The sequence below is a fragment of the Actinoplanes ianthinogenes genome (assembly GCF_018324205.1).
Taxonomy (GTDB): Bacteria; Actinomycetota; Actinomycetes; order Mycobacteriales; family Micromonosporaceae; genus Actinoplanes; species Actinoplanes ianthinogenes.
Genome location: NZ_AP023356.1, coordinates 4521215 through 4536137 on the forward strand (window position 1 = coordinate 4521215; position 14923 = coordinate 4536137).

Genomic DNA, 14923 nt, shown 5'->3' on the forward strand with positions numbered 1-14923 from the left:
CGATTCTCACCTACCTCCACTCGTCGTGACTTCACCGTTACGACGATGCGGGTGCGACTCGTCCATTCGCATGATCCATTTTCGCGTTCTCCGATATATCGTCGCGCGATGGGTAACCGAAAGATCAGCGCGGCCACCGTCGCCGTGCTGACCGGCACCACCGCGCTGGCCGTCGGCTCCGCCGCGCCGGCGCTGGCCGACACCAGCCCGGTCCTCGCCGTCACGTCGGTCGGCGACATGCTCGTCGACGGCGCCCACGACCGGATCTTCATCAGCGACCCGGACGCCGGCAAGGTCGTCGCGATCGACTACAGCGGGAACCAGCTCGGTGCCGCCCAGGTCGGCACCGCCGAGGACCTGGCCCTGGCGCCGGACGCGACGCGGCTCTACGTGACCTCCCGTGCCGGGCAGGCGATCATCGCGCTGGACACCACCAGCCTGGAGCAGATCGCGGCGTACCCGCTCGGCTTCGTGCCGGCGGACGTGGCCGCCACCGGCGACCGGATCTGGTTCTCGTATGCCTCCGGCCTGCACGGCCGGCTCGGCACGATCGACCCGTCCGGCGAGACCGCGGCCGTGCAGCTGGACCGGTACGACACCGGGACCTCGGCCGCCGAACTGGCCACCTCCGCCGCCAAGCCGAACCGGATCGGCGTGGCCGCCATGGGGAAGACGGCCGTCCTCGACGCGTCCGGGGACACCGTCACCGAGGTGGCGGTCGCGGCCGCCGGCGGTCAGGAAACCGACCTGGCGATCTCTCCGGACGGCGATCAGATCGCCACGGTCTCCCCGGGCTACTACGGGGTCACCCTGCGCAACACCAGTGACCTGGCGACGTCGAAGTCGCTCCCGTTCCAGGACTACTCCTACGCGGTGGACTTCGGGCCGGACGGATCCATCGCCGGGGTCAGCCACGGTGTGTCGTCGCCGGGCGTGCACGTCTACGCCCGGTCCGGCGAGCTGATCACCTCGCTCACCTCCTCGAACAACGGGCGTGGACTGGACAAGGGCGTGGCCTGGGAGCCGGACGGCGACCGCCTGTTCGCCGTCTCGGCCAACGGCACCGTGTTCCGGCTCAACACCTACACGGACACGAAACACTCGCCGACGACGATCGCCCTCAGCGCTCCGCCGGCGGCGGTCCCGGGTGCGCCGGTCACCCTCACCGGCACCCTGACGTCGTCGCTGTCGCTGCCCGCGGGCACCGTGGTGGCGATCTCCCGCGGCGGCTCCGCGCTGGACAACGCCACGGTCGGCGCCGGCGGCTCGTTCAGCTTCACCGACACCCCGCCGGCCGACGGCGTGGCGACCTACCAGGTCTCGTACGCCGGTGACGACTCCCACCTGCCGTCCACGGCGACCGCCTCGGTCCGGGTGGAACGCGCCGCGTCGACGGTGACCCTCTGGGGTCCGACCACGGCGGTTCCCGGCGCGGCGATCACCATCACCGGCCGGCTGACCTCGCAGGGGTACTCGCACGCCGGCGACTCGCTCACGGTCTCCCGCGCCGGTGCGGTGCTGGGCACCGTCACGGTCGACGCGGACCAGAACTTCTCCTTCACCGGCACCGCGCCGGACGAGGAGGGCACGTGGGGCTACGAGTTCGCCTACGCCGGCAGTGGCACCCTGCTACCGGGCACCGGCAGGGCGTCGATCCTGGTCTCCCGGACCGCGTCCACCGTGACGCTCGCCGGGCCGTCCTCGGCGCCCCGGGCCAAGCCGCTCACCATCACCGGCACCCTGGCCTCGCCGCTGGCCCTGCCGTCCGGGCTCACGGTGTCGGTCACCCGGATCGACCTGGAGCACCCGACCGGCCTCGCGCTGGGCACCCGGCCGGTCGGATCCGACGGCTCGTTCTCGGTCACCGACACCCCGCCGGCCGGCGGCACGGTGACCTACCGGGTCGCGTACGCCGGCGACAAGACGCACACCGCGGCGGCGGCGACCAAGGCGATCGCGGTCTCCCGGGTCACCCCGGCCCTGACGCTGACCAACGGCGGCAAGGTCTACGCGTACGGCCAGACGGTGTCGTTCACCGCGCACCTCGGCGCCACCTACAAGAACCGGACCGTGGAGATCTGGGCCGACCCGGCCGGCGCCGACCAGGCCAGGGTTCTGGTCAAGCGCGGCACCGTGAACAGCTCCGGCAACCTCACGGCGAGTGTCCGGCTGACCCGTGACACCACGCTGTCCGCGGTGTTCACCGGCGACGCGCGGTACGCGCCGCGCACCGTGACGGCGACGGTCGGCACCAAGGTCAACCTGTCGCTGAAGGTGTCCGGGTACTACAAGACGGCGAAGATCGGCAGCAAGAAGTACCGGTACTTCCACGTCAAGAACGACGCGCGGTTCTACACGTCGATGACCGGCGGCGCCACGCGGAAGGTCTACATCTCGGTCCAGCTCTACACCAAGGGCAAGTGGAAGACCCTGGACTCGGGCTACTTCGCCGCCAACGACGGGCTGTACCTGAACGGCGCCAAGCTGATCGGGGCCAAGCTGCGGGTGCGCACCGCGTACGTCAAGGGCGGCTCCGGCGACAGCCTGAACACCACCACCTGGACGGCGTACCAGTACCTCACGTTCGTCAAGTGACACCCGGCCACCCTCGGTGGCCGGTTCCGTGGTGACCACGGATGTGGACCCGTACTCCCGGACGAGACGCTGAAGTCCTCAGCCACCCTCGTCCGGGAGACACACCATGACCACGAACATCAGCGTCCCGACCCAGCGCCGCGAGCTGCGCGTGACCCGCAACGGCGTGCTCTGGACGCTCCAGATCCTCTGGGGCTTCTTCTTCGCCGGCAGCGGTTTCGGCAAGGTGCTGCTCTACGACGCGGCCCTGTACGCGGACGCCCCCCGCGCCGTCGCCTGGTACGCCGCGGTGCCCCAGCCCCTGATCGTCGTCATCGGGGTCGCCGAACTGCTCGGCGGCCTCGGCCTGATCCTGCCGGCCATCACCCGGGTCGCACCGAGGCTGGTCCCGCTCGCCGCCGCCGGCCTGGCTCTGACCATGCTCCTGGCCGCCGGCTTCCACCTGATCCGCGGCGAGTACCCGCTGATCCCGGTCAACCTGCTGCTGGGCGGGGTCTCGGCGTTCATCGCGGTGGGCCGGTCGCGCCACCGGCCGATCGCCCCGGAGCCGCTCACCACCCGGCGCGCGCTCGTCGCCCTCGCGGTCCTGGCGGTGCTGATCCTGACCATGATCATCCCGACCTGGTACACGATGACCCACACGCGGTTCTGACCGTCGCCGGCCGGACGGGTCCGTAAGCGGTTCGTAAGCGCGCACCGCCTGTCGTACCCGTCCGGCTCTCGGTTGACTGGAACCCGTGATCCGCAGACTTCTCACCAAGCCGGCCACCTGGATCGTCGCCGCCGTGCTCGGCGTCGGAGCGCTCTACTGGTTCCAGCCGTGGCGGCTGTTCACCGACACCACCGTGACCGACTCCCTGGCGGTCCCGGCCTCCGCGCCCCCGGCCACCGCCGCGTCCGCGTCCGCCTCCGCCTCCGCGCCGGCGGCGCCGGTCGCGACCGTGGTGGCGCAGGGCAGCTTCGTCACCCACGAGCACGACACCACCGGCACCGCGCGGATCGTCCGCAACGCCGACGGCAGTCACCAACTCGAACTGGTCGGCCTGGACACCACCGACGGCCCCGACCTGCGGGTCTGGCTCACCGACCAACCGGTCCGCGCGGGCGCCGCGGGCTGGCGCGTCTTCGACGACGGCGAGTACCGGGAACTCGGCCGCCTCAAGGGCAACCACGGCGACCAGGTCTACGCGATACCGGCCGGCGTCGATCCCGCGGAGTTCCGCAGCGTCAGCATCTGGTGCAAACGCTTCTCGGTCTCCTTCGGCGCCGCTGCCCTCAGCACGACCTGACTCCCGTCGCAACTAGACCGTCACGTCGAACCGGGTGCGATGTCAAAGGCAAGTCCGGCGACAGCCTTCACCGAGTAGCGACGCGGGCGGCCGGAGCCGCCCGCGTCCCTCTAGAAGTAGGTCGAGTACAGGTTGTTCGTCGGCCAGGCGGTGACCTTGCCGGCCGCCGTCCAGAGCTGCGCGTCGATGTCGCCGTAGCCCAGCCCGGAGGCGTCGTCACGCTGGTTGAACAGCGCTGCCCAGCTCATTCCGTGATAGGTACGCACCAGCAGCGTGTACGTGCCGGGCATGCTGCCGACGTGCCAGGTGTTGCGGCCGGTCCCGCCGGTGGTCACCGGTCGCACCGCCCAGCCGAGACCGTAGTACCAGCCGTCGGGGTTGACGCCGAGGCTCGGCGTCTTGAAGACCTGGCCCAGCGCGGTGCTGCCGAGCACCGTGCCGGCCTTGTCGAACATCGACGCCCAGCGCACCATGTCGACGGCCGAGGCGATCCAGCCGCCGTGCGCGTCCATCACCCGCATGCTGAACGAGCCGTACGGGGCCGGCACGACATCGCCGGTCTCGTTCAGCACGGTGGTGCCGGTGTACTTCGACACGTACGGCACCTCGCCGGTGTGCTTGGCGATGCTCCAGCCCTGCGCCATCCGGGTGATGCCGAGCGGGGTCAGCAGCTTCTGTTGCACGTACGTCGCGTACGGAAGCCCGCTGACCGCCTCGATCACCCGGCCCGCGAGGTTGTACCCGAAGTTGCAGTAGGCGACCTTGGTGCCCGGGGTGAAGTCGAGCAGCTGCCCGGACATGTACTTGATGACGTCCTTCGGGTACAGCTCCATCGGCACACCCAGTGCCTTGGCGACCACCCGGTCATTCCACTGCGGGTCCGGGGTGACGCTCGAGTCCCAGCCGCCGGTGTGCTGGAGCACCTGCCACAACGTGACGTTCGCGAGGCGCGGGTCGCGGGTCTGCCCCGCGGGCGGCGTCAGGTCGAGAATGCTGCCCACCTTGGTGGTCAGCGTCAGCTTGCCGTCCTGCACCAGCTTGACGATGGCCGCCGCGGTCAGTGACTTGGACAGGCTGGCCACCCGGAACAGCGAGGTGGGTTGCACGTTCAGCGCGGTGTCGGCACTCCACTTGTATCCCCGGGCGAGCACGAGCCGCCCCTTGTAGGTCACGGCGAGCTGGCCGGCGGTGATGTTCCGCGCCTGCATGAACGACTTCATGGTGCTGTCGAACGAGGACAGGGCCGGGACGGCGGTCCCCGTTGCCTTCCAGGTGGCGGCCGCCGTGTCCGACGTCGTGTCCGCCGAGGCGGCCCGGAAGCCGCCATAGGTGGCGGCGCCGAAACCGGCTCCCACCGCGAGTTTGCCCAGGGTGCGTCGGCTGAGCCGACTGTTACCTTCGGTCACGGTCAATGATGATGCCCGATAAGCGGGCGGGTCCGGCGAGGAGCCCGCCCGCTTTCTGTTCCGCTCCGGGTCAGGCCGGGTTGCGCTTGGGGACCCGCCAGAGGCGGACCTTGCCGTCGGCGCCCGCGGAGATCACCCGTTTGCCGTTCGGGGTGATCCGGACCGCCCAGACCCGGCCGGCGTGCCCGGTCAGCGGTGCGCCTTCGAGGCTCCCGGTGGCCGGGTCCCACAGCCGCACGGTTCCGTCGTCGCTGCCGGTGGCCAGCAGCTTTCCGTTCTTGCTGAACCGCATGGCGCGCACCGGTCCGGTGTGACCGGCGAGTGGCGCGCCGACCGGCCGGCGGGTCACCGTGTTCCACAGATGCACCGTGTTGTCGCCGCCGGACGAGGTGGCCAGGAGCTTGCGGCCGAGGCTGAAGGTGAGCGTGTAGACCGGCCCGGAGCCGGCGACGAGGGGCTCGCCCGCGGGTGCGCCGGTGGCCGGGTTCCACAGCCGGACGGCGTTGCCACCACCGGAGGCGGCGAAGAGGTGCCCGTCGGGGCTGAAGCTCATCGCGTACACCGGGCCGGGGCTCACGGTAAGCGGCTCACCGATGGGCCGGCCGGTGCCGGTCTGCCACAGTCGCACGGTGTCGCCGGCTTCGGCGGTGGCCAGGCGGCTCCCGTCCCGGCTGAAGACGACCGACTGCAAGGCGCCGGCGTGACCGTTCAATGTGCGTACCAGAATCCCGGTCCTGGAATTCCACAGGCGGACCGTGCCGTCGTCGCCCGCCGTGGCCATCAGCGGCCCCGCGGAGCTGAAGACCACCGAGCGCACCGGCCCGGCATGGCCGGTCAGCGGCGGCCCGGACGGCTTCCCGGTGGCCGGATCCCACAGCGACACCCCACGGTCACCGGCGACCGCCAGCAGTTTGCCGTCCGAGCTGAACGCGATCGAGTAGATCGGCCCGGCGCCCTCGGCGAGCGGCGCTCCGGCACGCCGACCCGTCGCGGTGGTCCACAGACGCACCGCGTCGTCACTCACGGTGGCGAAGACTTTCCCGTCCGGACGGAGGGCGATGAGTCCGTCCACCCCCGGCACCGCCCGCCGGGCAGGGTCGGAACCCGCGAGCCCCGGTTGGGGGGCGGCGTGCGCGGGGGTGGCGACGGACAGGGTGAGCAGCCCGATCAAGGCCGCCAGGACTCTACGAACTCTCTTGGTAGTCACCCACGCACGGTAACTATCCGTTTCGCCCCGGTTTCGGCGTCTTAGGCGCTGTTCATCCGGCCGGGTTGCCGGATCAGCGGGTCAGCTTCTGCTTCTTGACCTTCGACTCCGACTGGTTGCCGTTCTTGTCGACCGCCGCGTAGAAGACGTACAGGGTGCCCTTCTTCAGGCCCTTGATCTTGATCTTCCAGGTGTTCTTCGCGGTCGGGCGGACCGCGATCGTCCTGGTCTTCTTCAGCGCCTGGTTGAGTGACGTGGCCTTCACCCACTTCTTGCCGGTGTAGTAGTACCAGCGGCTGCCGCGCTGCTCGATGAAGGCGGCGCCCACCGCGGTCGTCCCCCGGCCCCGATCACGGACCGTGCCGTTGATCGTGCGCCAGGACGAGACGTACGCCGGCTTCCTGGGCTTGGTCAGCCAGACCTGCGGGGCGCTCTCGTCGTACGCGGTGTTGATGTCGCCGATCTCCCGGCCGTACGTCTCGCCCGCCGCGTTGGTCAGCATGACGCTGACCGACCAGGTCGTCTGGCTGGTGTAGTAGTGCTTGACCTCCCGGGTCGTCCGGCTGACCGTGGACTCCTTGCCGTCGCCCCACCAGATCCGCACCTTGGTCACATCGCTGGGGACGTCGGCCAGGGTGACGGTCGCGGGGTCGCCGATCCAGACCATCTTGTTGACGATCTTGAAGGTGCCGGGGGTCTTCACCACGGTGACCGTGGACGTGTCGGCGAAGACACCGGCCGACGAGTTGCCCGCCCGGTCGGTGACCCGGACCTTCACGGTGTACGAGCCGGGGTTGAAGTACCGGTGCCACTCCGACTTCTCATCGCCGTCCAGGTACGAGAAGTTGCCGTCCCCCCACTCGACGTACTGGGTGATGTCCGACTGCGCCGAGACGTCGTCGGAGACCTCCAGGGCGGTCAGCGTGGCGCCCTGGCCGTCCCAGAGGTTGGTGAAGTCGAGCTGGTAGCGCCCGACCGGTGCGGTGACGTCCGGGACGTCCTCGGCGTAGGCCGGCGTCCCACCGGCAGCGATCAGGGTCGCGACGATCGCAGCGAGCGTCGCGGAGCGTGCCTTGCCCATCGATGTTTCCCCGCACTCAGAGTCGATGTAGTGCAGGCACTGTACGCCGATCGATCTTGCAAGTCGAGACCGGACCGTTGCAACGATGCCGTATCGGCCTTGACATCAGGGCCCGGGGTCGACCAGGTTGATCGACTCGCCTAGAGTCCAGGCGCATCTCCGCTGGCAAAAGCCCCGAAGGACAGCTAGTTGATCGCGTTACGTGCCGCTGCCTCCGCGGTGATCGCCGCCGCTCTTCTCTTCGCGGCGCCGGGTCCGGCCGCTGCCGGCGACACCACACCGCCGGTGGTCTCGCAGACCGGCCTGACCGAGGGTCAGCTGATCGGTCCGCACACCCTCTTCCGGCCCGTCGTGAGTGACGACGTCGAGGTCATGCGGCTCGACATCCTGGTCAACGGGATCTATCGCAACAGCTTCGGCCGCTACCAGGGGGAGTTCGTCGCCGCGGCGTACCTGGCTGACATTCCGGACGACACCGATGTGGACGTCACCGTCCGCGTCGAGGACCGCGCCCACAACACCGGTGCGCGCACCACCCGCGTGCACGTCGACAAGACCGCTCCGACGGCGATCCTCTCGCTCGCGGACAACGCGTACGTCGGCGGTGTCACCACCCTGACCCCGGACCAGGTGTCGGCGGACACCGCCCGCATCGTGGTGACCTCACTCGACGGCCAGGAGATCAGCCAGGCCACCGCGGCTCCCTGGAACCTGCGGTGGGACACCACCACGCCCGGTCAGACCGGCGCGGTACGGGTGACGGTCGAGGACCACGCCGGGAACACCACCGTCTACAACCGCCTATTTCAGATCGACAACACCGCCCCGACCGCGTCGATCACCTCCTCGCAGCGGCCCCACATCGTCGGACGCGGTAAGCAGATCCTGATCGGATCGGTGACCGATCCGGCCGGCGTCGACCGGATCGAGTGGTGGGTCGACGGCGCGCTCCGCGGGACCGGCAGCCACTTGGAGTACGACTTTGGCGACGTCCAGCGGTCCACCACTGTCGAGCTCCGCGCCTGGGACCGGGCCGGTAACCAGACCGTCACGACATACCCGGTCACGGTCGACGCCACGCCGCCGCGCCTGGTCTCCATCAGCCCCGAGCCCAACGCGCTGGTGCGTGGCTCCGGCGTCCTGTCGACGGTCCGGTTCGACGACCAGTCCGACATCGCCTGGGTGCTGGCCCAGGGTCAGCAGCAAGCCATGGCCGGCTCCGACGCGCCGTACACCGTGCCGTTCTCCCTCGGCAGCGACGGCATCCAGCGCCTGGGCTGGCAGGTCGCCGACACCTCGGGCAACTGGACCACCGTCTACCAGACCGTCATCGTCGACAACACCCGGCCGAAGCTCACCGTCACCCGGGCGCCGAAGAACAGGGCGAAGGTCAAGGGCACGGTCAAGGTCCACGCCTCGGCGACCGATCGCAACGGCATCAGCCGGGTGGAGCTGCTGATCAACGGCAGGGTGGTCGCGCGGGACCGCACCGCGAGCTACAGCTTCGCCGTCGACACCAAGAAATACGGCAAGACGATTCACGTACGCCTGCGAGCCTACGACCGCGCCGGCAACGTGACGGACACCGTCACCCGTACCTGGCGCCGATAGCCCGTCCGCGGCCTGAGGTCGCCCTTGTCGACCACCGAGTCGTTCCGGTCGTGAAGCCTCGCGAGCACCTTGGCGGGTGTCGCCTTCGACCTGCTCGCAGTTCTCGGTCGGACCCATCTGGTGATCCGTCGGCTCCGAATCATCACGAAGGCATCGGACGCGACTCCCGGTCGAACCGTGGCCGACGTGAAAACGATCGGAGATTCCACCAATCCGCGGCACGGTCGGCTCCGAATCATCGGTGTAAGTCCCGATAAAGAGGAGCAAAATCATGCGTGCAACGAAGTTCACCGCCCTGGCCGCGGCGACCGTTTTCGCGATCTCCCTGGCGGCCTGCGGCAGTGACACCGACGAGAGCAGCAGTGGCGGGGCGACGGCCGCGGCGCCGACGATGACCTCGGCGGCGCCCAGCATGGCCCCGAGCATGAGCACCGACATGGTGAGCTTCGGCCCGGGGTGTGCGGCGGTGCCGACCGACCCGGCGAACGCGGGCAGTTTCGAGGCGATGGGCAAGGTGCCGGTGGCCACCGCCGCCTCCGGCAACCCGCTGCTGTCCACGCTGGTCACCGCGGTCAAGAAGGCCGGCCTGGTCGACTCGCTCAACTCCGCGGACGGGATCACCGTATTCGCGCCGACCAACGACGCGTTCGCGAAGATCCCGAAGGCCACCCTCGACAAGGTCCTCGCCGACAAGAAGACGCTGACCAGCATCCTGACCTACCACGTGGTGCCCGGGAAGCTGACCCCGCAGGACCTGGCCGGCACGCACAAGACGCTGCAGGGCCAGGACCTGACGGTGACCGGCAGCGGCGAGGACTTCAAGGTCGGCGCGGACAGCGCGTCGGTGGTGTGCGGGAACGTGCAGACCGCGAACGCGAACGTGTACATCATCGATTCCGTCCTGATGCCGAAGAGCTGATGAGCCGGCTGCGTGGGGCCATCTGCGGGATCGCCGCGGCGGCCTCCGGGATCGCGGCCGCGGAACTGCTCGCGGCCGCGGTCCGGCCCGGTGCGGGGCCGCTGGTCGCGGTGGGTGGCGCGGTGATCGATGCCACCCCCACCCCGATCAAAGAACTCGCCGTACGGGAGCTGGGCACCCACGACAAGCCCGTGCTGCTCGGCGTGATCGGCCTCGTCCTGATCCTGCTGGCCGCGACCACCGGGATCGCGGCGACGAAGTGGCGGGCCGCGATCCCGGTGGGCACCGGTGTGCTCGGTGTGGCGGGGGCGGCCGCCGCACTGTCCCGACCGGCCGGGACCGTGCTGGACACGGTCCCGGCCGGGTTCGGGGCGACTGTGGCCGGGCTGGCGCTGTGGTGGCTGCTGCGCGATCGGCGGGGTGCCGCGGACGTACGGGAAAATGGGGTTGATCGTCGGTTGGTTCTTCGCCTGTCGTTGCTGGCGGCCGGCGCCGCCGTGGTGGAGGCGACCGGTCTGGCCGTTTCCGGTCAGCGCGAAAGTGCGGCCGGCAAGTCCCGGGAGGCGATCCGGCTTCCCGGGGCCGCCGATCCGGCGAAACCGCTGCCCCCTGGGATCGCGGCGGACTTCACCACCCCGGCCACGAAGTTCTACCGCGTCGACACCGCCCTGACCGTGCCTCGCGTCGATCCGTCGACGTGGCGGCTGAAGATCCACGGGATGGTCGACCGGCAGATCGAGTTGTCGCTCGCGGATCTGCTGCGCCGGCCGCTGATCGAACGCGACATCACCCTCAACTGCGTGTCCAACGAGGTCGGAGGCCCCTACATCGGCACCGCGCGGTGGCTCGGCGTGCCCCTCGCCGCGCTGCTCGAGGAGGCCGGCGTGCGGAGCGGTGCGGACCAGATCGTGGCCCGCTCGGTCGAGGGCATGACGATCGGCACGCCCGTGGCGACCGCGCTCGACGGCCGCGACACGATGCTCGCCGTCGGGATGAACGGTGAACCGTTGCCGCTCGAGCACGGTTTCCCGGTGCGGATGCTGACCCCTGGCCTGTACGGGTACGCGGGTGCCTGCAAGTGGGTGACCGAGCTGGAGCTGACCACTTTTGATCGGTTCGACGCGTACTGGGTCGAACGCGGCTGGGGGCAGCAGGGAACGGTGAAGACCGCGTCGCGGATCGACAAGCCCAAACCGTTCGCCCGCGTCGAAGCGGGCACGGTGACCGTGGCCGGTGTCGCGTGGGCCCAGCGGCGCGGGATCGCGGCCGTCGAGATCAGCGTCGACGGCGGGCCATGGGCGAAGGCGGAACTGCTGCCCACCGCCTCGGTCGACACGTGGACGCAGTGGCGGTTCAGCTGGAAGGCGACCGCCGGGCCGCACTCGCTGGCGGTGCGCGCCACCGACAGGAGCGGCGCGGTGCAGCCGGAGACCCGGGCTACCCCGTTCCCGGACGGGGCGACCGGCTGGCACACGATCAGCGTCACCGTGGGCTGAGCGAGGGGTGGTGCGCCGGGACGTTGTCCCCGGCGCACCGTCGAGATGCCGTCAGCGGGCGGCGAAGAACAGGAACATGTTGGTCGGGATCGGCCCGACCACGTGCTTGTTCTTGGCCTTGATCAGGCCGTGCAGGTAGGTCCAGCTCCGGTGCTGCTGGACGGCCCGGTAGGTTGCCGGGTCGGTCACGCCGACCACCCGGACATCCCACCACTCCGCCTTGCCCTCGGCCTTGGTCCCGATGAAGTGGTCGTGCCCCGGTGTGGTGAAGTTGCGCAGCGCCGGCGTCAGCTTCTCCGGAGTGGTCTTGTAGACCGGGGCCAGCGCCGCGGCCAGCCGGGTCATGTCCAGGTTCATCGGATGGTCGACGCAGGTGAGCTTGTCCGGGCAGTCCAGGCCCTTGGCGGTGAACCCGAGCGGCACCGTGATGAACAGTGGGTCGACGTGCTTGGCCGGCGCCACCTCGGCCGCCTCGCCCGCCTCGCAGCCGGTGGTCGAGGCCGCGGCGACGTGCGTGTCGCAGTAGAAGCCGTGGGTGTAGGTGAAACTCGACGAGTGCCCGGCGTGGCTGCCCATGGTCATGCCGTACTCGTTGGGGCCCCGGCCGCCGGACTCGGCGGCGTGCGCGGCCTTGGCGATGGCGCCACCCCCGGCCGCCATGACGATCGCGGCGACAGAGACCGGGACAGCCCAGCGCCGGAACGCACCGGTGCCCCCGGCCCGGCGGCGGTTGATGTCGAACATGTGAATCCCCCTGCAATCGCGGGCCATCGTCGGAGATGGCCCTGTCCTGGGGATTCGGAGCCGACGCGGGAGCAGATTGGGGCTAAAGGTACATAAAACCCGCCGTGGGTCAGGTCAGTCCAGCTTGGGCTCCTCCATCAGGCCCCGGGCGGTCAGGCCGGCGACGGTGCGACCGTCGGCCAGCCGGAGCGTCAGCGAGGTGTTGTTCTCGGCGGACTCGGCCAGCCCCTCCGGGTACCAGGCGGCGAAGAATCCGCCGGTCACCGTGGCCCGGACCACGACGCCGGGGCGGACGGTGATCTCGACGGCGGTGACCTGAGAGCCGAGACGACCGGCCATCAGCCGGGCGTAGCCCTCGTCGGTGTGCACCTGGGGCCAGGCGTACAGATCGATGCCGGCGGCACCGAGGCGCGCGGCGTCGGCGGGTGCGGCGAGGACACTGGTCTCGCTGACCCGGCCATCGTGATCACGGAAGCAGGTGACGTTGCCGTCGGCGGTGAGGACGGTGACGTACGCGTACTCCCCGCGCCGTTCCCCGATGGCGACGCGCGCGCCCGCTGCGCCGGAGGAGGGCAGGCATGCGCTCATGATGCTCTGCGCATCGGTGGCGGGCAGGGGGCTCGGATCGGTGGTCCAGGATGCGTACGCGCGATCGGTACTGACCGTGGTGACGGTGAACACGGCGGCGGCTGCCAGGGCGAGCGCCGCTCCGGCCAGCATCAGCCGCGGGCGCCGGCGTGGCCTGGACATCGCCGCCGGGCCGGCGAGGACGGTGGGATCGCTGCGCAGGATCTCGTCGAGCAGATTCTGTGCGGCCGGCCGGTGCGCGCGGGCGTCCACCGGGACGGCCGCGTGACGCAGTGCCTGGTCGAGGGTGCGGTCGTTCGTCATGGGGTGGCTCCTGCTGCCGGGGCGGGTGCGGGCATCGAGACGTCGAGGTGCGGGCGGAGCAGATGGCGCAGACGCCGGCGGGCGCGGATCAGCCGCAGGCTGAACGCGGGACGGGAGATGTTCAGCAGCGTGGCGGCCTGAGCACCGGTGAGGCCCTCGAAGACGGTGAGCGTGAGCGCCTCCTGGTCCTTGAGCGGCAGCCGGTTCCAGGCCCGGGCCAGATCGACGCGGGCGACCACGGCGTCGTCCTCAGCGTGCCCGGGTGCGCCCGGCTCGCGCAGGATCCGCAGGGCGAGGCTCTGCTGCCGTTGATCACTGCGCTGCCGGTTGCGCAGGACGTTGTACGCGGCGGTGAACAGCCAGGCACGGGCGTCGCTCAACGAGGCGGGCACGTCGTCGAAACGGCGCCACGCGGTCAGGAACACCTCGGCCACCACGTCGTCGGCGACAGCCAGGTGGGTACGGCGCTCGACGAAGCAGAGCAGATCGTCGTACGCCGCCTCGAACAACTCCCGGAAGGCGGCCTCGACGTCCGCGGGTGGATGCTTCATATCCTGCTCATGTTCGGCCGCGGCGGCGCTGCTACATGTTCTTTCGGCGGCCGGCTCAGAAATCTTCTGAGCACCGGAGCCAGTGGCCGCTCGACGACACGGTGCACCGCCCATGCCACACCCAGCAGCACCAGCACGGTCCCGGCTATGACGAAGGCGGCATCCGCGCCGGTTGCGGTCGCGACGGTGCGGATCAGGCTGTAACCGGCACGCTGGTGGAGCAGGTAGAACGGGTAGGTCAGCGCGCCGGCCGTCGCCAGCCAGCCCAGCCGCAACCGGTCGGTGGCGCCGAGCGCGATGACGAGCAGCAGCAAGAAGACGACGGTGATGATGACATGGGCCGGCCAGGCGGGCACCCGGAAACCGGGGTCGAGGCTCAGCGCGCGGGTGTGCACCCGTTCCTGGCTCAGCAGCCAGCAGGCGGCCAGCAGCACCCAGGACCACAGGTCACGGGGGTTCCGGCGGAGCAGGAACATCGTCATCCCGGCGATGAAGTACGGCGCGAAGTCCGGCATGACCACCTGGGTCAGTGCGGCGCCGGGGAAGTAGGGCAGCACGATCGCGGCCAGCAGCCAGCCGGTGGCGAAGCCCTTCACCCGCCGGTCGGTGAGGCCGGCGGCGACGAGGAACGCGACGATCAGATAGAAGCGCAGCTCGCACCAGAGCGTCCAGTACACGGTGTCGACCATCGGCGTGTTCAACGGCTCCGCGAGCATGGTGAGGTTGACCAGCACGTCGGTGGAGTCGGGCGGCCCGCCGAAGGGCAGCCCGCCCTCGATCGGCAGCAGAGCGCTCACCGCCGTCGTGATCAGCACGCACGCCCAGAAGGCCGGGTAGAGGCGGGCGGCGCGGGAGGCGGCGAACCCGCGCAGGGTTCGCCCCCAGCCGCTCATCAGGATCACGAAGCCGCTGATCAGGAAGAACGACTCCACGCCCAGGAAGCCGTAGATCAGGACCGGCGCCGCGTCCGGGAGGTGATGGATCGGGCGGTGGACGCCGTCCAGCCGCCACGAGTCGCCGAAGTGGTAGCCCGCCACGGCCAGCGCGCACAGCAGGCGCATTCCATCCAGCGCGTACAGCCGTTCACTGCTTCTTGCGGTCATTCAGGTGCCCCACGATCCGGATGCCGGGTG

Annotated in this window: 13 protein-coding genes; 6 read left to right on the plus strand and 7 right to left on the minus strand. The window is 70.1% G+C overall.

The window, feature by feature from the left end; genetic code table 11:
* Window positions 1-108: 108 nt before the first annotated feature.
* From Aiant_RS20325 to Aiant_RS20335, 3 genes are all read left to right on the plus strand, one after another.
* Window positions 109-2595 carry an Ig-like domain repeat protein gene (locus tag Aiant_RS20325; protein WP_212847111.1) on the plus strand — a complete coding sequence of 829 codons (2487 nt, stop codon included), beginning with the start codon at window positions 109-111 and terminating at the stop codon, window positions 2593-2595.
* 106 nt (window positions 2596-2701) lie between these two features.
* Window positions 2702-3247: a DoxX family protein gene (locus Aiant_RS20330; RefSeq protein WP_189332147.1), complete on the plus strand. Its 546-nt coding sequence runs from the start codon at window positions 2702-2704 to the stop codon at window positions 3245-3247.
* Window positions 3248-3332: 85 nt separating this feature from the next.
* Complete coding sequence (locus tag Aiant_RS20335; RefSeq protein WP_189332146.1) at window positions 3333-3884, plus strand: DM13 domain-containing protein; 552 nt, start codon at window positions 3333-3335, stop codon at window positions 3882-3884.
* 110 nt (window positions 3885-3994) lie between these two features.
* Here the strand turns inward: Aiant_RS20335 and Aiant_RS20340 are convergent, their stop codons facing one another.
* The 3 genes from Aiant_RS20340 to Aiant_RS20350 form a co-directional block, all read right to left on the minus strand.
* The gene (locus tag Aiant_RS20340) at window positions 3995-5290 is read right to left on the minus strand and encodes a serine hydrolase domain-containing protein (protein ID WP_189332145.1); all 1296 of its coding nucleotides are present in this window, start codon (window positions 5288-5290) and stop codon (window positions 3995-3997) included.
* Between the two features lie 70 nt (window positions 5291-5360).
* Window positions 5361-6497, minus strand: a complete 1137-nt coding sequence (locus tag Aiant_RS20345) for a WD40 repeat domain-containing protein (RefSeq protein WP_229830384.1) — start codon at window positions 6495-6497, stop codon at window positions 5361-5363.
* 73 nt (window positions 6498-6570) lie between these two features.
* Window positions 6571-7578 carry a hypothetical protein gene (locus tag Aiant_RS20350; protein ID WP_189332144.1) on the minus strand — a complete coding sequence of 336 codons (1008 nt, stop codon included), beginning with the start codon at window positions 7576-7578 and terminating at the stop codon, window positions 6571-6573.
* A 189-nt stretch (window positions 7579-7767) separates the two neighbouring features.
* Between Aiant_RS20350 and Aiant_RS20355 the strand changes: the two genes are divergently transcribed.
* The 3 genes from Aiant_RS20355 to Aiant_RS20365 all read left to right on the plus strand — a co-directional run bounded on the left by Aiant_RS20355 (window position 7768) and on the right by Aiant_RS20365 (window position 11604).
* Complete coding sequence (locus Aiant_RS20355) at window positions 7768-9189, plus strand: Ig-like domain-containing protein (RefSeq protein ID WP_189332143.1); 1422 nt, start codon at window positions 7768-7770, stop codon at window positions 9187-9189.
* Between the two features lie 271 nt (window positions 9190-9460).
* Window positions 9461-10108 (plus strand): fasciclin domain-containing protein, encoded by a 648-nt coding sequence (locus Aiant_RS20360; RefSeq protein WP_189332142.1) that lies wholly within the window; start codon window positions 9461-9463, stop codon window positions 10106-10108.
* A complete protein-coding gene (locus Aiant_RS20365; RefSeq protein ID WP_189332141.1) occupies window positions 10108-11604 on the plus strand; it encodes a molybdopterin-dependent oxidoreductase in 1497 nt (498 codons plus the stop codon). Before Aiant_RS20360 ends, Aiant_RS20365 begins: the two co-directional genes overlap by 1 nt.
* A gap of 51 nt (window positions 11605-11655) precedes the next feature.
* On the opposite strand, the gene Aiant_RS20370 is transcribed toward Aiant_RS20365, so the two are convergent.
* The 4 genes from Aiant_RS20370 to Aiant_RS20385 all read right to left on the minus strand — a co-directional run bounded on the left by Aiant_RS20370 (window position 11656) and on the right by Aiant_RS20385 (window position 14893).
* Window positions 11656-12348, minus strand: a complete 693-nt coding sequence (locus tag Aiant_RS20370) for a hypothetical protein (RefSeq protein WP_212847113.1) — start codon at window positions 12346-12348, stop codon at window positions 11656-11658.
* 114 nt (window positions 12349-12462) lie between these two features.
* Window positions 12463-13239 (minus strand): hypothetical protein, encoded by a 777-nt coding sequence (locus Aiant_RS20375; protein WP_189332140.1) that lies wholly within the window; start codon window positions 13237-13239, stop codon window positions 12463-12465.
* The gene (locus Aiant_RS20380; protein WP_189332139.1) at window positions 13236-13790 is read right to left on the minus strand and encodes an RNA polymerase sigma factor; all 555 of its coding nucleotides are present in this window, start codon (window positions 13788-13790) and stop codon (window positions 13236-13238) included. Before Aiant_RS20380 ends, Aiant_RS20375 begins: the two co-directional genes overlap by 4 nt.
* Window positions 13787-14893: an acyltransferase family protein gene (locus Aiant_RS20385; protein WP_189332138.1), complete on the minus strand. Its 1107-nt coding sequence runs from the start codon at window positions 14891-14893 to the stop codon at window positions 13787-13789. Before Aiant_RS20385 ends, Aiant_RS20380 begins: the two co-directional genes overlap by 4 nt.
* Window positions 14894-14923: the final 30 nt, after the last annotated feature.